The organism is Sporosarcina sp. Marseille-Q4063 (assembly GCF_018309085.1).
Taxonomy (GTDB): Bacteria; Bacillota; Bacilli; order Bacillales_A; family Planococcaceae; genus Sporosarcina.
This window is the reverse complement of sequence record NZ_CP070502.1, coordinates 3,373,691-3,394,454: the sequence shown is the minus strand read 5'-3', so window position 1 is coordinate 3,394,454 and position 20,764 is coordinate 3,373,691. Positions and strand designations below refer to the sequence as shown.

General features: G+C 37.8%; 19 protein-coding genes. All 19 read right to left on the bottom strand.

The window, feature by feature from the left end; genetic code table 11:
• Positions 1–541: 541 nt before the first annotated feature.
• A complete protein-coding gene (locus JSQ81_RS17180; RefSeq protein WP_212605219.1) occupies positions 542–1,333 on the bottom strand; it encodes a DeoR/GlpR family DNA-binding transcription regulator in 792 nt (263 codons plus the stop codon).
• 115 nt (positions 1,334–1,448) lie between these two features.
• Entirely contained in the window at positions 1,449–1,901 is a 453-nt protein-coding gene (locus tag JSQ81_RS17175) for a hypothetical protein (RefSeq protein WP_212605218.1), read from the bottom strand.
• Positions 1,902–1,928: 27 nt separating this feature from the next.
• Positions 1,929–3,854 carry a 3D-(3,5/4)-trihydroxycyclohexane-1,2-dione acylhydrolase (decyclizing) gene (gene iolD / locus JSQ81_RS17170; protein WP_212605217.1) on the bottom strand — a complete coding sequence of 642 codons (1,926 nt, stop codon included), beginning with the start codon at positions 3,852–3,854 and terminating at the stop codon, positions 1,929–1,931.
• Positions 3,855–4,026: 172 nt separating this feature from the next.
• The gene (locus JSQ81_RS17165) at positions 4,027–4,893 is read right to left on the bottom strand and encodes a class II fructose-bisphosphate aldolase (protein ID WP_212605216.1); all 867 of its coding nucleotides are present in this window, start codon (positions 4,891–4,893) and stop codon (positions 4,027–4,029) included.
• Positions 4,894–4,910: 17 nt separating this feature from the next.
• On the bottom strand, positions 4,911–5,909 hold the full coding sequence (gene iolC / locus JSQ81_RS17160; RefSeq protein ID WP_212607718.1) for a 5-dehydro-2-deoxygluconokinase: 999 nt from the start codon (positions 5,907–5,909) through the stop codon (positions 4,911–4,913).
• Between the two features lie 19 nt (positions 5,910–5,928).
• On the bottom strand, positions 5,929–6,738 hold the full coding sequence (iolB, locus tag JSQ81_RS17155; RefSeq protein ID WP_212605215.1) for a 5-deoxy-glucuronate isomerase: 810 nt from the start codon (positions 6,736–6,738) through the stop codon (positions 5,929–5,931).
• Between the two features lie 30 nt (positions 6,739–6,768).
• Positions 6,769–7,695, bottom strand: a complete 927-nt coding sequence (locus JSQ81_RS17150) for an ROK family protein (RefSeq protein WP_212605214.1) — start codon at positions 7,693–7,695, stop codon at positions 6,769–6,771.
• 277 nt (positions 7,696–7,972) lie between these two features.
• A complete protein-coding gene (locus JSQ81_RS17145) occupies positions 7,973–9,088 on the bottom strand; it encodes an ROK family protein (protein ID WP_212605213.1) in 1,116 nt (371 codons plus the stop codon).
• Between the two features lie 356 nt (positions 9,089–9,444).
• On the bottom strand, positions 9,445–10,413 hold the full coding sequence (locus JSQ81_RS17140) for a sugar phosphate isomerase/epimerase family protein (RefSeq protein ID WP_212605212.1): 969 nt from the start codon (positions 10,411–10,413) through the stop codon (positions 9,445–9,447).
• Positions 10,414–10,434: 21 nt separating this feature from the next.
• Positions 10,435–11,457 carry a Gfo/Idh/MocA family protein gene (locus tag JSQ81_RS17135; protein WP_212605211.1) on the bottom strand — a complete coding sequence of 341 codons (1,023 nt, stop codon included), beginning with the start codon at positions 11,455–11,457 and terminating at the stop codon, positions 10,435–10,437.
• A gap of 17 nt (positions 11,458–11,474) precedes the next feature.
• Positions 11,475–12,200, bottom strand: coding sequence for a ThuA domain-containing protein (locus JSQ81_RS17130; RefSeq protein ID WP_212605210.1), 726 nt, complete (start codon positions 12,198–12,200; stop codon positions 11,475–11,477).
• Between the two features lie 77 nt (positions 12,201–12,277).
• Positions 12,278–13,303, bottom strand: a complete 1,026-nt coding sequence (locus JSQ81_RS17125; RefSeq protein ID WP_212605209.1) for a LacI family DNA-binding transcriptional regulator — start codon at positions 13,301–13,303, stop codon at positions 12,278–12,280.
• A gap of 21 nt (positions 13,304–13,324) precedes the next feature.
• Positions 13,325–14,143 (bottom strand): carbohydrate ABC transporter permease, encoded by an 819-nt coding sequence (locus JSQ81_RS17120; protein WP_212605208.1) that lies wholly within the window; start codon positions 14,141–14,143, stop codon positions 13,325–13,327.
• Positions 14,143–15,003, bottom strand: coding sequence for a carbohydrate ABC transporter permease (locus JSQ81_RS17115; protein WP_212605207.1), 861 nt, complete (start codon positions 15,001–15,003; stop codon positions 14,143–14,145). Before JSQ81_RS17115 ends, JSQ81_RS17120 begins: the two co-directional genes overlap by 1 nt.
• Positions 15,004–15,091: 88 nt before the next feature.
• The gene (locus tag JSQ81_RS17110; protein WP_249336569.1) at positions 15,092–16,390 is read right to left on the bottom strand and encodes an ABC transporter substrate-binding protein; all 1,299 of its coding nucleotides are present in this window, start codon (positions 16,388–16,390) and stop codon (positions 15,092–15,094) included.
• Between the two features lie 168 nt (positions 16,391–16,558).
• Entirely contained in the window at positions 16,559–17,254 is a 696-nt protein-coding gene (locus JSQ81_RS17105) for a YesL family protein (RefSeq protein ID WP_212605206.1), read from the bottom strand.
• Between the two features lie 248 nt (positions 17,255–17,502).
• Complete coding sequence (locus JSQ81_RS17100; RefSeq protein ID WP_212605205.1) at positions 17,503–18,393, bottom strand: ROK family protein; 891 nt, start codon at positions 18,391–18,393, stop codon at positions 17,503–17,505.
• A 193-nt stretch (positions 18,394–18,586) separates the two neighbouring features.
• Positions 18,587–19,690, bottom strand: coding sequence for a Gfo/Idh/MocA family protein (locus JSQ81_RS17095; protein WP_212605204.1), 1,104 nt, complete (start codon positions 19,688–19,690; stop codon positions 18,587–18,589).
• Positions 19,691–19,774: 84 nt separating this feature from the next.
• The gene (locus JSQ81_RS17090; RefSeq protein WP_212605203.1) at positions 19,775–20,743 is read right to left on the bottom strand and encodes a sugar phosphate isomerase/epimerase family protein; all 969 of its coding nucleotides are present in this window, start codon (positions 20,741–20,743) and stop codon (positions 19,775–19,777) included.
• Positions 20,744–20,764 lie beyond the last annotated feature (21 nt).

Sequence of the window (20,764 nt, the reverse complement as noted above, 5' to 3'; positions counted from 1 at the left end):
GATAAGTGAGATATTACATTGCCAAACAACACTAGCCCCCATACACGCGTTATAACTACAACTACTTTTTGATATATCTCCATTTTATTATTAGTCCTAATTAGTCGACTTCTATCATGTTAATCTTCAAATAGATAACAGTTAATGATTTAAATAGTAATAATATTCGCTTATTTAATTCACACCTCCCATATTATGTAAGCGCTTTAAATGTTTTAAATGAAGAGTAATTCTATTACTACTTTTCCACAATTCAGCCTTTTGTTGTTTTATTTTTGATGTTATTGTTTCTTGTGGTATTTAGAATTATAACTAAATTCTCAAAAGTAGTCAAGTGCAATTTATGAATACTTTGACTATTATATTTTTTAAGAAATTAGTTTAGCCATAAAGTAGAAAGAAAAATGTGGTTCGGAATATTAATCAATCCAAACCACCACCTTAAGTGTTTCCTGCCAAAAACAAACAATTATTCATAGTGTTAAAATACATTAATTTAGTTATATTACTAATAATATCTTTAATACCAAAACAAACATTACTAAAGTTTTCTAGCCGTAATCCACGTAACACCTTGTCTCTCCAAAACTTTATTCCATGCACTTGTTGGTTTTTTATCACAAATAATAACATTCACCATATCAATCGCGGATATAAAACTGAATGACTGTACACCAATCTTGCTATGATCTGCCAATACAATTACCTCTTTCGACATTGACGTTGCAATTTCTGATATTTTCGATTCAGTTAAATCGTAATCACTTATCCCCGTCTGGATAGAAATACCTCCAACAGAGATAAATGCTTTATCAACATAGAACTTTTTCAACATTTCTTCACATAAATAACCACTGATTGACTGTTGCTCAGCGGAAACCTCTCCACCTAAAATGATGAGTTTGCCTGTGAATATTCGCTGTGCCAGTGATTCTTTTATTAGATTAGCTGTTGGTAATGAATTAGTTATAATTGTAACCCTCTTATTCCCTTGAATAAATCGAGCCAATTCAAGAATCGTTGTACCCGTGTCTAAAAAAATAGTATCTCCATCATTTATTAATGATGCGGCCTCTTTGCCAATAGCTTGTTTTGCATCAAAATTGATAATTTCCCGTTGTTGATAGGGCGGTTCTCCGTCCGGATATGATGTTTTTACAGCACCACCATATACTCGCTTGAGTTTGTTTGTTTTTACAAGCGCCTCTAAATCACGACGAATGGTTTCATTGGACACATTAAATCGTTTCGCCAATGGGATTACATGTACTTTTCCGTATATATCTATTTCTTCTAAAATGATTTTTTGTCTCTCTTCTGCTAAGAAGGACATAAGAATCCACTCCTTTTATAGGGGATTACTGGATTACCTCATAATATTATTTACACTATCATCAATGTATATAATTTCATAAACTTTGACCGTATCGAAAGAATAATTAATTAAACTATTTGCTCATCTCGCCTAGGACTATAAGACTATAATCACACTTCTCTGTAACCAAGGCATGTATACTCAATTTTATTTTCCACACTCCTGGTGAGTTTATTTTAGGAATAATACCTGGAGATGATTTTTCCTTGTTAAAATATAACTCTAACTTATGATCGTGTCTATGCACTGCCCCCCTGAACTCATCCGGATCATCGAATGATAATGTGATGTGATTTTTTAACGGAAGATAGTTCTTCCATCTTTTCTTTTCTTCGCAGTATCCATATTTATCTAGGGAATTAATAATAAGCTCCTTGGCGATATCCTCATTTTCCAAGTCCTTCGGAAAATACTCGAACTTTAACTTTAGTAAGTCATATTGCTTCTTAACGTAAAACGAGTACTCAATATGACTACTGGAGCAACTCGGATTTACCTGGCCCATCACTTCATATAAATTATCCATGGCATAAACTTCCTCGTATTTTCAAGATTAGTATTTCCTAGCCGCTCTAAGTTGATTTTCTTTATCTTCATAAGCTATATTAATCTGATCCTGTTTCGATATTTCGGAAACACCAACATGCCACCATGCACCATAGCCACTTGTCATTGTTTTTGGTAATACTTTAATATCAATTAATGTTGATACACTTTGCTTTTTTGCATCTTCTAATGCAACAGTTAATTCTTCCAATGTTCTGACGGAATATGTAACAGCGCCATATGCGGCAGCACTTTGTGCATAATCAACGGAAAGAATAGTCCCGTTTAATTGTCTTGTATCCTTATTACGTTGACGGAACTCTGTCGCAAAGCTTCCCATTCCGTTACCCATTTGTAAATTATTGATACAACCAAATCCGGCATTATCAAAAAGCAATACATTTATTTTCTTGTTTTCTTGAATACTCGTCATAATCTCTGAATGAAGCATCATGTAGCTCCCATCGCCAACCATTGCATATACTTCTTTATTCGGCTCGGCCATTTTCACCCCCAATGCACCCGATATTTCATATCCCATACAAGAATATCCGTATTCCATATGGTAAGTATTCGGCATTTTACTAACCCACATTCTTTGTAGATCTCCAGGTAAGCTTCCTGCTGCACCGACAATAATTGCCTCCTCATCAATTGTTTCGTTTATTTTCCCAATCACAGATGTTTGTGTTAACGAAGTACCTAGTACTGCTTTATATTCATTTAATTCTTTCTCGAAATGACCAGAAACTTCCGGTTGAAAATCTATCTCATCAAAATCTGCCTCATATAGTCTATTTAACTCGACTTGCCAGTCGGCTTTTACATTGCTAATTTCTTCGTTATAAGCTGAACGATAGTTGCTCAACATTAATTGTTCCTGAAGATCAATTAATCCGGCTTTTGCATCAGCAATAATTTTAGTAGCATCTAGTTTTCCTGCATGATAATCAGAAATATTAATAGTCAGGAAATCTACTTGTTCATTTTGAAATAAATGCTTTGATGAAGTGGTAAAATCAGTGAATCGAGTTCCTACACCAATTATAAGATCGGCTACTTTTGCAAGTTCATTTGCAGCTTTATTACCAGTAACACCAATTCCCCCAACATTAAGTAAATGAGTACTTGGTAGCACACTTTTCCCTGCTTGAGTTTCGACAATTGGAATATTGAAGTTTTCAGCGAATTCACTTATAGCACTAGCAGCCTCAGATATACGTACTCCTCCACCACAAATAATTAGCGGTTTTTTCTTATTCGTAATTAATTCAACAGCTTCCATTAATTCATAATCTACTGGTCGTCTTCGATTGAACCGATGTAACCTCTTTTTAAAAAATATGTCTGGATAATCGTATGCTTCACCTTGGACATCCTGTGGAAGTGATATTGTTACTGCACCCGTTTCACCTTGGTTCGTCAAGACTCTCATTGCATTTATCATCGCACTCATTAATTGTTCCGGACGAGTAATCCGATCCCAGTATTTACTTACAGGGCGGAATACATCATTTGTTGAGATACTTGCATCATGCGGTTGCTCTATCTGTTGCAAAACAGGATCTGGTTGTCTACTTGCAAAGATATCACCAGGAAGTAATAGTAATGGAATATTATTTGCAGTCGCCGTTGCAGCCGCCGTAACCATATTTGCTGATCCCGGTCCAACAGAAGTTGTACAAGCTATAAGTTGCTTATGGTTATTCTGTTTTGCAAAAGCTGTTGCCGCATGCGCCATACCTTGTTCATTTCTGCCTTGATATACTTCTAAATCCCCACTGTCTTCTTCTAAAGCCTGACCTATTCCAAGTACATTACCATGGCCAAAGATTGTAAATATTCCTTTGAATAACTTTTGTTCTTTACCGTCAATCTCAATGTATTGTTGATTTAAAAACTTTATTAATGCCTGTGCTGTCGTTAATCTCATGTCCCCACCCCAGTAAATTGATTTTTGTTAAAACCTTAAAACACGTAGTTTTCACCCGGATTATTAATGGTCGTCATCCGCAATTGAGTCTTCTACGGCTATAACGGAACATGCCAGATTTCTTTTGCAGGATTGTAAACCGATTCAATTTTAGATTCATTAATGATACCCCTTACTTATTGGTTTTACCTCTTATCTCTTGATATTTATGCGTATTTAATAGTTTTATTTTATGCATGGCTTCTCTTTTTACTGCTTGCATTGGTAGTTGAAAAAGGTCCAACCGGTCAAATGCTTCTGGATGAGCCAGAATTTCTTCTCTTAGTTTTTTTCCAAATGCCATTCTTATCGCTGTTCCAATATTCACTTTACCGAAATTAGTCTTTGTAATCTTTTTCAAATCGGCATCTCGAATACCTGTAGAACCATGCATAACAAGCGGAAGATTAACAAGTGATTGAATTTCCTCTATGAGTTCATATTGAATGTTTGCTGTCTGTTCCTCCATGCGATGTAGTGTCCCGACTGCTACCGCAAGAGCATCAACACCAGTTCGTTCAGCAAACTCTTTTGCTTCAAAAGGATCTGTTAAAAATGATTTTAAACAGATATTGGAGTCACTATACCCGACTGAACCAATTTCCGCTTCAACCGGAATACCGAATGAATTTGCTAGTTGCACTATACTTTTTGTTGTCCTAATATTTTCTTCAAATTCCAATTGAGAGCCATCGTACATAACAGAGCTATAACCAGCTTGCAATGCTTGCCTTACTGTTTCGTAATCGCTTCCATGATCTAGGTGAACAACAACTGGTACATGCGTTCTTTCAGCCAATTCCGTTAGCATTCTTCCCAGGATAGAAATCGGCATATGTGTTATTGCTACCTTATTTGTAGCTAAAATAACAGGTGCGTTCAGTTCCTCTGCGGCTTCAATAATTGCCTTCGCATCTTCATAGCCAAATATATTAAATGCAGGGACGGCATAGTCCATTGTTAATGTATCTCTAAGCACTTCATTAAGATTAACAAGCATATTTTAAACCCACTTTATTATATTTTTGTGAATTTCACAGTTTCTATTAGTTGATTGACTTCTTCTTTAGTTGGCATTGCGTCTGAACAACTATGCTTAGAGATAACTATCGCCGCAGAAGCACTTCCAAACTCCATTGACTTGGAAATATTCCACCGATTTATTAACCCATAAATGAACGCCGAAGCATATGAATCACCTGCCCCAAAAGTTTTTAGAACTTTTGTTTTAAATATTCCACCCCTATGTGACGAACCATCTTTTGTATAAGCAATTGAACCATCCCCGCCATGTTTAATTACAACAATTTCTGCATTATAATCAAACCACTTTTGTGCTGTTTTTCGATCGTCATTATTTTCTTTTTCAAATTGTTCCATCATATCAAATTCTTCTCTAGTTCCAATAATAACGTCACATTTCTCTGCAGCAAGATTATAGTAAACCGCTGTTTCTTTCTTAGATTTCCATGTATATGGACGGTAATCTAAATCGAATACTACTATTACATTATGTCTTTGTGCATACTCTAGCGCTAGAAATACTGCTTCCCTTGATGGACTCGCTGCTAAAGCAGTTCCTGAGATTAACAATGTTTTGGTTTGCTTAATATAATCCTCTGAAACATCAGTTGTTTCTAACTTTAAATCAGCAACATTATCTCGATACATAAGGATACTGCATTCTTCTGGACTTTTTATTTCTGTAAAAGCTAAGCCCGTAACTGCGCCTGTTTTGTCAACGGCAATTGCCGAAGTGTCAATCTCGTTCTCCTTTAAATAATTCACAATAAATCTTCCCATTTGATCGTTTGATACTTTCCCAATAAACCCACTATTTAATCCGAGGCGTGAAGCTCCAATTGCAATATTAGCTGGGGAACCGCCAACATATTTTGTAAATGATGACGTTTCTTCCATTGGTCGATTAATTTGATTTGCATTTAGATCTATACAAAGTCTTCCTAATCCGATTAAATCAAACTTACGCTCTGTTTGGAAATATAATTTACACATGATTTCTCCTCCAATATATTTATTTCCCTGTTTCAAATAACCACTCATGCTTGGGATCATTATGGAATACCCATGTCCTAACAGGACCAGCCATCACATTTAAATAATATGACTCATAACCTGGAACACTAGAAACCGGATGATATCCCTCTGGAACCATTACTACGTTTTTATTTTCAACACTCATTGTTTCATCTAAACTTCGATCATCGTTATATACGCGTTGAAAAACAAATCCTTGTTCCGGATTTATTTCATGATAATAGGTTTCTTCTAAATATGATTCATGAGGCAAATTATCTTTATCATGTTTATGTGGTGGATAACTTGATGTGTTGCCTTCCGGTGTAAATACTTCCACAACTAACAAACTATCAGCGGCTTCTTCTTCTGGTAATATATTATGTATCTTTCTACTCATTTTTCCAGATCCACGATTTTCTATACCAACCATTTCAGGGGCAATTAGCCGTGTCGGAAAACTACCTTTTCCTGGAGCATAACAAATAGCAATATTAATATTTGTCAAAGCCGTCACTAGATAAGAATCGTCATTAGGAATATAAACGGAATATGGCGGAACTTTTTCAAAGACACTCATTCTATTTCCGATATTCATGAATTCTTCTTCATTAGTTTTAATATCTATTCTTCCTGTTAATAAAACGAGACATACTTCATAGTCTTCTGTGTTTTTTTGAATTGTTTCACCCTTTTTTAAAGAATAAACCTCAAACCCTACATACTGCCAACCTGCCGATTGTGGCGAAATGCTTAATACTTTTCCTTCTTGATCTGGTTTTTCAGGTTTTATAAGTAATCTTGACATTCAATCATTCCTTCTAGTAATCATATTTTATTAATAAACTTTCTTACCAATTAGTCCGGTCGAACTCTTTTGTTCTTCCATACCAAATGCTATTGCACCAATTGCCCCAGATAACTCACCCAACCTTGATACTTCAATTGAGATGGGGATAGGAAGATGCTTTGCTATATTGCTTTCAATAATTGGAATTATATCTTCAAGTGATTGGGCAACTCCGCCCCCAAGAATAACCTTTTTCGGATTTAACAGACTGACAACATTCGATATTCCGATAGAGAAATGGTTAATAAATTCATCAATAATAATAGTTGCTTGTGAGTCTCCTTTTTGATACTGCAAGAATAAATGTTTTGGATCCACACCATGATTTGCCAATGCAGTGCCTGATGTTTTATTTTCAAACAATCCAAACTGTCCTTTAGTTTTCGCACTATCTGAATGTCTCATAACGTCTTCTTCTAACAAAAAATAGCCAATTTCACCAGCCATAAAATGCTCCCCTTGTACAAGTTTTCCGTTAGTAACTATCGCTCCTCCCACACCCGTACCAATAGCAATAAAAACAAAATTTTGTACATTTTTTGCGATACCTAACCATTGTTCCCCGAGGGCAGCACAATTCACATCATTGTTAATAAATACTGGAATTGGCAATCTAAGTTCCATTTCCATTTTAAACGGGACATCAATCCATTTAAGAGCAGGTGCATCAAGGACAACACCTGTCTTACTGTTTGTTGTACCTGGGATACCAAAACTTATGAAACTTAGTTCTTTAATTGTTATACGTGCTTCAGTTAGACAATTAGAAATTATATTGTATATAGAGTTTAAATTATTTGATGTAGACGTTTTCTTTTTGTAAAAAATATTTCCTGTAGAATCCGTAATACAAATCCATATTTTTGTACCGCCAACGTCAACTCCCATAAAATATTTTTTGTTTGCTTTACCCATATCGAACCCTCCCTATATATATCAGGTTATTTTTATATAATTTGTACTTTATAGTCAGAATACACCCAGTTTGTCCAAAGAGAAAACTAACTTAGGTGAATTATATGGGCTTTCATTTATCAAGTCAACATCAATTCTTTTATCATTTATATCAAAAAACCTCTAAAACAGGCGTGTATATTGATACAGCGTCTATTTTAGAGGTGTAAAATCTTTCTCATTATTCTATACTTTTATGATAATATTGAAATTACTGACTCATTTCTTGCGACTAAATTCAAACTAAATCCGGAATATTAACCAAAGCTGGCGAGATACTACCCAATGCAGCAGATTTACTATTCATTGTTGAAAACGCCAACTGGTACTCAATAGGCGTAATTTCGTTGATTAATCTCTCTAATTCCACTTTTCTTTCATATATTAAATTTCTTAGTCCTCCGCCTAAAACAACTTTTTCAGGATTTAATAGACTAATCATATTTCCTATTCCAAAGCTAAGATTATGTAAAATATCATCAAATAGTAATTGATCGGAACTCGAGAGCTGGTTATATTTTTGTTGCTGAATTGTTTCCCTTGCTTTTGGCGGGAATGCCAAAAGAGAGGTTTTCTTATCGAAAACCCCAAAATCACCATACCTATTCATTAACTTTTTCTTATCGTTTGGAAAGGTGAAAAACCCTATTTCTCCAGCAGTATATCTTGCACCCATTACCAAGTTGTTGTTTGCAAATATTGCACTTCCAATACCATTTTCAATTAAAATATAGATAAAATTTTCACAATCTTGGGCTTGCCCTGACCACTTTTCAGCCATGGCCAGACAGTTTACATTATTATTAATAATAATTTTACAATTGAAGTATTGGTTCAACTCCTCAGCAATCAAGGTATATTTCCATTTCAACTCCGGTGCATCAATCACTATACCGTTTAAGCTATCAACCATTCCAGGTACAGAACACCCGATTGCTAGTATATCCTCAATGCTTAAATTTGATTCATAAACCATTTCATTAATAAAACTTACTATCTTAGGTACAGTCAAATCGAATTTCGATTCTTGCTTCAGAATTATTGTTCCATCTAAGTCCGTTAAACAACCATTGATTGAAGAACTATTGACTTCAATCCCTATCATATAGCCAACTTTTGAATTAAAACTAAGTTGTATAGCTCTTCTTCCGCCTTCTTTAGTTGATGCTTCAAATCCTATCTCCTCAATGACTTTTACTTTTATTAAATCGTCAACAATAGAGGATATTGTTGATTTACTCAAATTCAATATTCTAGATAACCTAATTCTACTAACAGGTTGTTGCATTCTAATCGTTCTTATAACCAATTCTCGATTCATTTTCTTTATCGTATCAATATGCCCTTTTCCCATTATTAAGTTCCCCCTATGTTTAATCCGTTATCTCCTGTTCGCTTCTTTCTTCCAAAATAATCATATACGAGGTACGAATCAAATTTCCGGACGACAGCTAAAAGACTTCACTCAAACTACTACTCTAGGAAGGATGCGATGTAACTTGTATCTTTTGCGAAATAACATCTTATCGGTCAGTTATGTCGGAAGTAACTCAAATTATACATATACTTGGGGGGCTCTTTTTTCCATGTTTGTATAGTTATGCTACATATTAACATAAATAAATAAAATAACCTAACTAGTGATCTGGAGTTGAAAAGGTCATTAATGTTATAGGAACAAGTAGAAATATTTTCAAGTGTCCTTATTTGTTACACCCACCACATATCCGCAGGTTGGTCTTTAATTAATACAGATTTCAAATTCGTCACGGCACGTGAAAATCCTTCGTCAACAGACATTAACGGATCTTCATGTTCAATGCTTACGACATAATCATAGCCATATGTTCGAAGCGCACTCATCATGTCTGACCATTCTTGAATGCTATGCCCGCAGCCGACAGACCTGAATGTCCATGCGCGAGACTGCACATCTCCGTATGGTTGCATATCTGTTAACCCGTGCATATTCACATTTTCCTGGTCGATGTAAGTATCTTTTGCATGGAAATGATGAATCGCATTTTCTTTCCCTAAAATCTTGATTGCCGCGACTGGATCAATACCTTGCCACCATAGATGACTTGGATCCAAATTCGCGCCGATTGCCGGTGAAGTCGCTTCTCTTAATTTCAACATCGTGTACGGCGTGTGAACCGAAAATCCGCCGTGAAGTTCGATGCCGATTTTTACGCCATGATTTTCCGCAAATTTCCCTTGTTCTTTCCAGTAAGGAATGAGTTTCTCTTCCCATTGCCAGTTGTAAATATCCGTGTACTCTGTCGGCCACGGAGAAATTGGCCAATTCGGTTGTTTAGAATCTTCATTTGATCCAGGTGTTCCTGAAAAAGTATTTACCACTGGAACGTCCAATAGTTGTGCAAGTTTCACCGTTTTCACGAATGTTTCATGAGCATCCTGTGCAATTTGTTGATTCGGCGAAACGGGATTTCCGTGACAGCTAAACGCGCTTATGGTTAATCCGCGCGAATGAACTTTATCTAAGTATTCTTTTCGCTTATCTTCGCTTGCAAGTAGCTCATCGACATTACAATGAGCATCTCCTGGATAACCACCTGTACCGATTTCAATTGCATCTAAGCCTGCAGCTTGAACATGGTCAAGCATTTCTTCGAATGATTTTTGTGCGAATAAAACTGCAAATACACCTAGTTTCATAGAAAAAACCTCCCAGTATTTTTAGATTCTAGCAAACTGTTTTGTTTTCATTGATTCCAAAGCGCCTAAAATCACTTCTAATGATTTTTTTCCTTCTTCACCGTTAATAAGTGGTTCAGTGTCTTCGATAATCGCGTCTACAAAATGATTGATCGTATGTGTCGTTGTTTGACCGCCTTCAGCGTTTGACTGAATGCCGCCTAATTCGTAGTTCACGACTTCACCCGTTTTATATTGAACGATTAATGAATATTTAGGGTCATCTTCAATGCGCAAAATTGCTTTTTCGCCGTAAATAACCGTAGAATTATCTTCTTTTGCGGAATAAGCCCAGCTCGCTGCGAGTGTTCCAATAATCCCGTTTTCTGTCTTCAAAATACAAACCGCATTGTCATCGACATCTGTGTTTTCTTTTGCGCTCGTTTCGATAAAACCAGCGACTTCAACAAACTCTTCCCCGAGTAAGAAACGAAGCAAGTCTGCTTTATGGACCCCGAGATCGCCCATTGCACCGATAAACGCTTGATCCTTTTTAAAGAACCAGCTATCTTCACCTTCAACGCTCCATTGTTCAGGTCCGCCGTGTCCGAAAGCCGTTCTGAAACTATAAATCTTTCCGATTTCACCATTGGCAATTAATTCTCTTGCTTTCGCATGAGACGGTACGAAACGCTGATTATGCGCAATCATTAGCTTTTTATTCGCAGCAGTCGCAGCATTAATCATGTCTTCCGCTTCTTCTTTAGATGTCGCCATCGGTTTTTCACATAATACGTGACATCCTGCGTTCAATGCAGCGATCGAAACTGGCGCATGTAAATAGTTCGGCAGACAAACGCTAACTGCGTCTAGCTCTTCGTTTTTAAGCAATTCTTCATAACTTGTATAGGATTTTGCACCATACTCGCTTGCCATTTCCACGGCTCTTTCTTCGACAATATCGCAAACCGCTACAATTTCTACTGCATCGTTATTTTGATATTCTTTTAAATGCCTATTTCTTGCGATACTCCCGCATCCAATAACAGCTACTTTTAACTTCATGTTTTCCACTCCTAAATTCATTCGTTATAGTTTGCCAATTTTTCTAATGGCTTCGCATTTCCGTAAACAGGTGTTGGTGTATTCGTATTTTCAGCCCATTTGACTGCATTACGAATTACTTTTTGCACATCTACATTATGATAAGTCGGGTATGTTTCATGTCCCGGACGGAAATAAAAGATCTTTCCGTTCCCGCGTTTGAAGGTTGCGCCGCTTCGGAAAACTTCCCCGCCTTCGAACCAGCTGACAAAAACCAACTCATCTGGTGCCGGGATATCAAAGTGTTCCCCGTACATTTCTTCTTTTTCAAGTTCAATATATTCCCCGATTCCTTCTGTGATCGGATGGCTCGGATCGACTACCCATAATCGTTCTTTTTCATCGGCTTCGCGCCATTTCAAATCGCAAGTCGTGCCCATTAGCGTTTTGAAGATTTTGGAGAAATGACCCGAGTGCAAAACGATCAAGCCCATGCCTTCTAACACGCGCTTTTTCACGCGTTCAACAATCTCATCTTCGACTTCATCATGCGCAAGATGTCCCCACCAAAGAAGAACGTCCGCATTATTCAATACTTCTTCGGATAAACCATGTTCAGGTTCATCGAGCGTTGCGGTAGTGACTGTATGTGCATCTTCTTTTAAAAAGTTTGCAATTGCACCGTGAATTCCTTCTGGGTATATATCTGCTACGACTGGATTTTTCTTCTCATGGCGATTTTCGTTCCATACGACAATATTCATAGATAATCTCTCCTTTATTAGCTTGTTGCATTGATTCAAGCAACCGGTTGCATAAACAGTTAAAATTTAGGCGTAACCTAAACTTTTAACGTCGTACACGAGCTTCTTTCGTGAATAACGGTTGGTATAATGACGCTCTTTTTAAACATATCTGGATCATTGATTAGCTCTATCAAGCAGTTTCCCGCTTCGTAGCCCAATTGAAATATCTGTATATCGACTGATGTTAACGGTGGATTGGACACTTCCGAAATCATCGAATTATTAAAGCTGATTATACTTACGTCTTCAGGTACTTTGATGTACCGTTCGCCTAAAGCTGTCAATGCGATCAAAGCATTTAAATCATTCGGAATGATGAGAGCTGTTGGCGGTTCAGGTAAATCCATTAATTCCGCAACAACTTGCTTTCCGTGGCCAGGGTCTAATTGCGTATCTTTAATATAAGCATCCGATACATCCAGTCCCTTGCTGTGCATTGCTTGCAGGAAACCGTTTAATCTGGCTTCCCCCACTTCAAACTCCGTATCTGCACCTATAAATGCGATTTTTTCGTGACCGAAATTCAATAAATAGTTGGTTGCTTCTTTTGCCGCTTGAACATTATCGTTATCGACAAACATGATGTTGCCCGATTCGATTAATGGCTTCCCTATGACAACGAAAGGAATGCCTGATTCAATTAAATAAGGAACGACTTTATCATCTTTTTTTGAATATAAAACAATGATGCCGTCGACTCTTTTGCCGCCGACCATCTTGACCGTATCATTAAAAATCTCTTCTTCGGATTCGCCCGTTGTGAGACTGATGCTGAAGTCATACTTGCTGCATAACGCACTAATTCCGCGGATTACTTCAGGAAAAAAAGTATTATGCATGGATTCTTTTGTCGAGTTCTTCATAACGATTCCGATTGTTTTCGTCGATTTTTGTGCAAGTATACGCGCATTATAGTTCAACTGGTAACCCATTTCGTCCATGATTTTATGAACTTTACGTTTAGTCTTCTCGCTAATTAATGGACTATCTGAGATTACACGAGAAACGGTTGACGGAGCTACATTCGCACGTTTTGCAACATCTTTAATCGTGACCGACATAGGTCTTCACTCCAACTCAATTTATTTAACGGCTCCCTCAGATACTCCTTCAATAATTTGCTTTTGTGCAAAGAAGTAGCCAATAATCACTGGAATAATTGCGATTGTTAGGCCTGCCAATGCTAAATGCCACTGTTTCGTATATTGTCCGAAGAACAAGAACATTTTAATCGGAATCGTCGCATTTGCATCTGAAAGGATAAGGGATGGCAATAGATAATCATTCCAAATCCAAATTACATTCAATATTCCAACTGTAACAGAAATCGGTTTCAATAATGGAAATATGATATGCCAAAACACTTGAAATTTATTGGCACCATCGATAATTGCCGCTTCGTCTAATGAATTCGAAATTCCGGTCATTGCACCGTGATATAAAAATATCGATAGACTCGAACCGAATCCTAAATACATAAAGATAAGCCCCGCACGATTCAACATATCAGCTTTGCTGAATAGCGATACGAGTGGAATCATAACGGATTGGAACGGAATTAGCATTGCCGCTACAAAAAGTAGTAGTAGAAGTGCGCTCAGTTTACTTTTATTCCGAGCTAGTGCATATCCAGCCATCGAGGAGAAAAGAATAATAATTCCTACGCCGACAACCGTGATGAGAACGGAGTTGAAAAGAGAATTAACAAAGTCCAGATCCTTAAAAGCTTGAACGAAGTTATTCGTTTCAAACCCTTCCGGAAGTCCGAGCACGCCTGAGAATATTTCCTTTTTCGTTTTGAATGCGTTCACAATCATCAAGTAAAAAGGTGAAATCCATAATAATGCAAGCAAGAGGCCGATAATTTCAATGATGATCAGATTACGCTTCTTATCTTTCATTACATGTCGACCTCCTTTTTCTTATTATAATAAACTTGCGTGATTGCGACTGCAGCTACAATGATGAAGAAAATGACCGCTTTTGATTGCGCGAAAGCCATTTTATTTTCAGTAAAGGCGGTTTTCACAATATCCATTGCAACCATTTGTGTTGAGTTGAACGGACCACCGTTTGTTAAGGATAAGTTTTGATCATAGATTTGAAACGAATTGGACAGGGTCAGGAACATGCTAACCGTGAAAGCAGGTGCCACTAATGGGAATGTGATGTTGCGAAAACGTTGGAAACTAGATGCCCCATCGATTTCTGCCGCCTCGAGCAAGTCCTTCGGTATATTTTCCAAGTAAGCGATATAAATAATCATTATGTAACCGGCCATTTGCCATGACGTTAAGATGACGAGTCCCCAGAAGCCAGTTGCAGTTGTTGACAACCATCCTGTTAACGCTTCGATTCCAAGTAAGTCTCCTAAGTTTCCAAAAACGCTGATGAAAATAAACTGCCAAATGAATCCCAAAATCAGTCCGCCGATTAGGTTCGGCATAAAGAAAACGGTTCTCATTAAATTATTCGTTTTAATATTACGGGTGACAAGTAATGCGAGTCCTAAGCCTAGAAAGTTCAGGAGAATGACCGAGCAAATTGCAAATTTAGTCGTAAACCATATCGATGCCCTGAATTCAGCATCTTTAAATAAGGTGATGTAGTTCTTAAAACCAAGAAATTCAGTCGCCACCATGCCATTCCAATTCGTAAAGGAGTAAATAAATCCGTAAACAAATGGAACCAGGATAACCAGACTTAAACTCAAGATGACCGGCGTCAAAAATAACCAGAATGAAAAATCACGATTTCGCATTAGTAGCACCTCCGTTGTAAATGATAACAGCTAACAAAAATCTTTTTTAGGAGTTTTTTGTTAGCTGTATTTTTCTATCTATCTCTGATTACTTACGCTCTGCTTCCCATTTAGCACGTGACTGAGATAGTACTTCTTCCCATTCCAAATCACCGCTTAAATACTTTTGGATATTAACACCCAGTGATTCTTGAGTCCAACCAGTCGGTGCTGCTTGGTATACCCAACCTTCAAGTGTGTCTCCTGCTTCAGCATATTCGTAAATTGTTTGTGAAAGTGGATCTGCAATTTTTGATGCGTCGTATCCTTTATAAGCAGGGATGAATTTAAAGTCTTCGAGTACGGCATTTTTTCCTGTCTCGGATGTATACACCCAATCTAAGAAATCTTTACTTGCTTGAACAACTTTTTCATCGCTCTTTCCGTTTATAGCCCAGTACTGTGGAACGCCAACTGGCATCTTACCTTCAAAACCTTCAACTGGAACTGGAAAAATCCCGATGCCGTTTTCAGCTAATTCCGGATCCATATCGTATACCGAGTTGTAAACCCAGTTTCCTTGTTGAATCATGGCAACCTTTTCTAAAGAAAATAATTGTTCAACTTGCTGTGAATAATCAAGGCTTAGGACTGGCTGAACAGAATGGCTGTTTTGTAAGTCCAAGTATCTTTTCAGCTCATCGCCTTTGTTAAATGGAATTGTTTCGGAATTGTATGCTTCAGTTATATCGTCATTAAAATCTGATGCGAAAAACATATTTGAAATATGATCGCCCAGAACCCATTTTTCTTTAGCAGGCAATGCAAATACTGCGTCAATGCCTAACTCGTCTTTTTTGCTTTCAAGTAATTCAACCGCTTCTTCTAAGTCTGCATAAGTTTTAATATCATCTGCGCTTAGACCAGCTTTTTCAAATATCGCTTTATTATAAATTAATCCATAACCTTCTTGGTTATATGGCAATCCTAAAATTTCATCGCCGTCTGTTACGCCAGTTAATGTTCCTTCGATAGCTTGCTCAATGGCTTTCGTATCTGAAACATCTGCTAAGTATTCTCTATATTCTTCAACACTTGAGGGTCCGCCTACGTTGAAAATGTCCGGCTCTTCACCTGAAGAAAATGATGTTTTTAGTGATGCGCCGTAATCGTTACCGCCGCCAACCGTTTTAACGTTGATTTTTACGCCTGGGTTTTCATCTTCATATACTTTTGCGAGCGCTTCAAACTGATCTTTGATTTCTACTTTAAATTGAAAAATATCAATTGTGATTTGATCTCCTGATGCTTTGTCTTTCCCTTTGTCGTCTGACGAGCAACCTACTAACGCAAAGATAGATAATAGAAATACAGAAACTAGACTAATTAACGTTTTTTTGCTTTTCACTAATAATCTCCCCTTTTCCATTCCTATGAATACGGTTGCATAAAATGAATCATTAGTTTGCTCGACCAACAATTAGTCGGTGTGCAACCTTCATGAAACCGTTTGCATAGATTAATCTCCTTTAGAGTAACACGAACATTTAAATCGTGCAACATAATTCTTATATTATTATTCAGTCTTCTTAGCGACAAGCTTTAAATAGTTTCGATAAAATGCCGAGAATGAGAGAAATGCAATAAGTGACCCTGTTAGAAATGGGATGATGAATCGGAAAACATTAAAGCTAACATAGATGACGAACCCGCTACTCATTGCCACTGCGATAAACAAAATAGGACTTCCAATTGTAAGAAGCAATGCATTTTTTAATGATGTGGAAAACTTCAAATGAAAATGAACTGTGACCGAAAACAGGTTAATTGAAAAGACGAGCAATAGAATTCCCATGATGACAAAGAGAATCATCATCGTTGTGTTTTTCTCGTAAAAGTAATAGACGTCTGCCGCCCAGATGACCCATGCAGCGGTTAATAGAAATCCATTTCCAACGCTTCGTTTGTAGTTTTCTTTGTAGTAGCCCCAATACTTTTTGATGAGCTGATTGACTCCCTCGTCTTTAATGATCCAATCTCGCACCATCGCGAACATTGCTGTCGTTGCCGGGAAGAATACAAATGGCAGTAATATTATGACGGGAATCAATAAGAGGAATACTGCATCCAGTTGCTCCATGAATAAAATTGTAATAAGTAAATATACGATTGGCAGATTAAATAGAATCCAAAGTAAGTTTGTGATTGAAAATTTCATGATCCATTCACTGAGCGTGTATAATGCGCCCAGGAATCCGGAATTGTTATCCATAGATGTGCTCCTTTACTGCTTTTGTGATAAAAAGTTTGTAAATGATTAGTTTTTCCGATACTTGAATTTATTTCTACACCGTTGATTTCCGTTTCGGGCGGACGCGTTCCTGCGGGCGAGCGCCGAGCCGCTTCCCTCGCTGCGCTCAGTCCAGGGTCTCGGCTGTCTCGCTGATTCCGCTGGAGTCGCCGCCCTACACTTCAATCAACTGTAGATTCCAATATATGTGGTAATTTTCATAGAAATCATCACTTAACTTTAGTAAAATGCAGTGAAGCCGCACCTAGTAACCCCGCTTTATTGCCAAGCTCAGCCTTCAAAATTTCTACGTTAGTGAAGCTGCTGATGATTAATTCTTTAACTTTAGCGCGCACTAATTCGACTAAACTTTCTTGCTCCATCACACCGCCGCCGATGATGATGGCTGGTGGGTTGAAAATGTGTGTTAGTGAAACAAGGCCATATGAAACTTCGAGAACCCAATCACGTAGGACTTTCTCCAACTTTTCGTCGCCTTTTTCTAGACCTTCAAAAATCTTGCGGCCATTTACATATTGTGAGTCGACTTCAAGCGCGTTTTTCACTAAAGCTGTTGTTGATCCGTACATTTCATAACAGCCGATACACCCACAGTTACACTTGATGCCGCCTTGATGTGCAACGATGTGGCCGACTTCAGCCGCGCTGCCGTTCGCGCCTTTGTAAACTTCCGAGTTAATGACGATTGCGCCGCCGATTCCTGTTCCGTATGTAAGACATAAAAAATCATCAAATTTTTGTCCTGCACCGAAGTGTTTTTCGCCTAATGCCGCGGCGTTCACATCGTTCTCAATTTTCACCGGTACATTGAATTTTCCTCCAAAAATCTCTCTCAAATTCATGCCTGTGTAACCCGGAAAGTTTTCATTCGCAAAAATGATTGATCCTTCCTCACTATTCACTTGGCCCGCTGTACTGATTCCTATTGCTTCAAAGTCTGTGTAGTTTGCTGAAATGACTTCAATCAGATTTTCAACGAGATACGGTCCGCCTTTTGACGCCCCGGATTCAATTTCTTTAAACTGCGTAACAGTTCCTTTTTCATCGGCTATACATAATTTAACAGATGTCCCGCCGATATCAATCGCTAATACGTTCATAGATACTCCCCCATTGTTTATATTCGAACTAACTGTAGCATAAGCCTTTACTTCTAGCCACTAGCAAATCAATCATCCTGTTATGTTAAATGTAGTTACTTCTATATAAAGCGTCTTTACAAAACATAATTCGCCGATTATTAGCCGTCATATATGTTATTTTCAATAACTATCAATATTTATTGTTTATATTTCACTTTTCAGTTGTAAAACGATTGTTAACAGGTAAAGGTTCAGGTTTAGTACAGGTACTTTGCATTTGATAAAATAATCCATTTTCAGATGAATCATGAAAACCATGCATGGCTTCCAACACGTGATAAGCAAGTTCCCCATTCGCTCTGTAAGGATCCCCACTTATAATAGCCTTTGCCATATCAGCAACGCCAATTCCACGACTGTTTTCATTGTGATTATGTGTTAATTCAATATCAATAAATTCTTCTTCATCCCGTTTTCGAAGTCGAACAGTTCCACCAAACGTATTCGGATCCGGTACAAGTAAAGTCCCCTTACTCCCGTATATCTCAATTGAGGGAAGTGACGTACCACCAAAAGCATCAAAACTTGTCGTTAGGTTTCCTATTGCCCCAGAAACAAAATCAAGTGTGCCTGAAATATGCGTTGGAGTAGTTACCGTAATTTTCGCTCCAGCCTTTGGTGTGCTCAAAACAGTTCTTTCTGGATAACTAATCCTAGCTAATCCAGAAAGTCGTTTAATAGGTCCTAATAAGGCAATTAGTGCAGTTAAATAATAAGGACCCATATCAAACATTGGACCACCACCTTGTTCATAAAAAAACGCAGGATCTGGATGCCAATGTTCCGGACCACGTCCAATCATAAACGCGGAAGCACCTATAGGAACACCGATTTCCCCACTTTCGATTAAGTGAATAGCAGTTTGGATGCCTGCACCTAAAAATGTGTCAGGGGAACTTCCTACGAGTAATCCTGTTTCTTTTGCGACTGCTAAAATCATTTTTCCTTCTTCTCGCGTGACAGCCAATGGCTTCTCTCCATATACATGCTTACCATTTCTAAGGGCTTCGATTGCCACTGCGGCATGTGCTTTGGGAACTGTTAAATTGATAATTAAATCTATATTATCGCTCTCCAACAAATTTTTCACAGTATAAACTCCCGGAATTTGATACTTTTCTGCCTGAATATATGCTTTATTTATATCTAAATCTGCACAAGCCACAAGTTCAAGATGATCAAATGTAGGGAGATTCTTCATATAGATAGAACTAATATGTCCGCAACCAATTATACCTACTTTTATTTTACTCATTTCATATCCCCTTTTGTGATTTAAAGACGAAAAAAGTTGTGACATATGAGTTAGACCTTCATATGTCACAACCACTTTTATGTTTTAAACCCACCACATATCAGCAGGCTGTTCCTTAATTAGGACCGATTTCAAATTTGTCACTGCACGTGAAAATCCTTCATCTACCGACATTAATGGATCTTCATGTTCAATGCTAACAACATAATCATAGCCATATGTTCGTAAAGCACTCATCATATCCGACCACTCTTGGATACTATGTCCACATCCGACCGACCTAAAAGTCCATGCACGCGATTGCACATCGCCGTAAGGTTGCATGTCCGTTAATCCGTGCATGTTCACATTATCCTGGTCAATAAAAGTATCTTTTGCGTGGAAATGGTGAATCGCATTTTCTTTTCCTAGAATCTTAATTGCGGCGACTGGATCAATCCCTTGCCACCAAAGATGGCTTGGATCAAGGTTCGCCCCGATTGCTTTTGAAGTTGCATTTCTTAGTTTCAACAGCGTATAAGGTGTGTGGACTGAAAATCCGCCGTGAAGTTCAATCCCGATTTTCACACCGTGATCTTCTGCAAACTTCCCTTGTTCTTTCCAGTACGGAATTAGTTTTTCTTCCCATTGCCAGTTATAAATATCCGAATACTCCGATGGCCACGGTGATATCGGCCAGTTCGAATGTTTCGAGCCCTCATGTGATCCAGGGGTTCCCGAGAATGTGTTCACAACAGGCACATCCAATAACTGCGCTAGTTTAACCGTTTTGACAAAGGTTTCATGCGCATTTTGAGCGACTTGTTTATTTGGTGAAACCGGGTTATCATGACAGCTAAATGCGCTAATTGTTAATCCGCGTGAATGGATTTTATCCAAGTATTCTTTACGCTTGTCTTCGCTGGCAAGTAATTCATCTACGTTACAATGGGCATTTCCTGGATTGCCACCTGTCCCGATTTCTACTGCTTGAAGTCCAGCTGATTGGACATAGTCGAGCATCTCTTCAAATGGCTTTTGTGAAAATAATACTGCAAATACACCGAGTTTCAAGATGTTTCCCTCCAATTAAAT

Bases quoted from the DNA above. Each gene is read 5' to 3' on its own strand.
- JSQ81_RS17180 (WP_212605219.1), bottom strand. From the start codon at position 1,333: ATGTCCTTCTTAGCAGAAGAGAGACAAAAAATCATTTTAGAAGAAATA.
- JSQ81_RS17175 (WP_212605218.1), bottom strand. From the start codon at position 1,901: ATGGATAATTTATATGAAGTGATGGGCCAGGTAAATCCGAGTTGCTCC.
- iolD (WP_212605217.1), bottom strand. From the start codon at position 3,854: ATGAGATTAACGACAGCACAGGCATTAATAAAGTTTTTAAATCAACAA.
- JSQ81_RS17165 (WP_212605216.1), bottom strand. From the start codon at position 4,893: ATGCTTGTTAATCTTAATGAAGTGCTTAGAGATACATTAACAATGGAC.
- iolC (WP_212607718.1), bottom strand. From the start codon at position 5,909: ATGTGTAAATTATATTTCCAAACAGAGCGTAAGTTTGATTTAATCGGA.
- iolB (WP_212605215.1), bottom strand. From the start codon at position 6,738: ATGTCAAGATTACTTATAAAACCTGAAAAACCAGATCAAGAAGGAAAA.
- JSQ81_RS17150 (WP_212605214.1), bottom strand. From the start codon at position 7,695: ATGGGTAAAGCAAACAAAAAATATTTTATGGGAGTTGACGTTGGCGGT.
- JSQ81_RS17145 (WP_212605213.1), bottom strand. From the start codon at position 9,088: ATGGGAAAAGGGCATATTGATACGATAAAGAAAATGAATCGAGAATTG.
- JSQ81_RS17140 (WP_212605212.1), bottom strand. From the start codon at position 10,413: ATGAAACTAGGTGTATTTGCAGTTTTATTCGCACAAAAATCATTCGAA.
- JSQ81_RS17135 (WP_212605211.1), bottom strand. From the start codon at position 11,457: ATGAAGTTAAAAGTAGCTGTTATTGGATGCGGGAGTATCGCAAGAAAT.
- JSQ81_RS17130 (WP_212605210.1), bottom strand. From the start codon at position 12,200: ATGAATATTGTCGTATGGAACGAAAATCGCCATGAGAAGAAAAATCCA.
- JSQ81_RS17125 (WP_212605209.1), bottom strand. From the start codon at position 13,303: ATGTCGGTCACGATTAAAGATGTTGCAAAACGTGCGAATGTAGCTCCG.
- JSQ81_RS17120 (WP_212605208.1), bottom strand. From the start codon at position 14,143: ATGAAAGATAAGAAGCGTAATCTGATCATCATTGAAATTATCGGCCTC.
- JSQ81_RS17115 (WP_212605207.1), bottom strand. From the start codon at position 15,003: ATGCGAAATCGTGATTTTTCATTCTGGTTATTTTTGACGCCGGTCATC.
- JSQ81_RS17105 (WP_212605206.1), bottom strand. From the start codon at position 17,254: ATGGATAACAATTCCGGATTCCTGGGCGCATTATACACGCTCAGTGAA.
- JSQ81_RS17100 (WP_212605205.1), bottom strand. From the start codon at position 18,393: ATGAACGTATTAGCGATTGATATCGGCGGGACATCTGTTAAATTATGT.
- JSQ81_RS17095 (WP_212605204.1), bottom strand. From the start codon at position 19,690: ATGAGTAAAATAAAAGTAGGTATAATTGGTTGCGGACATATTAGTTCT.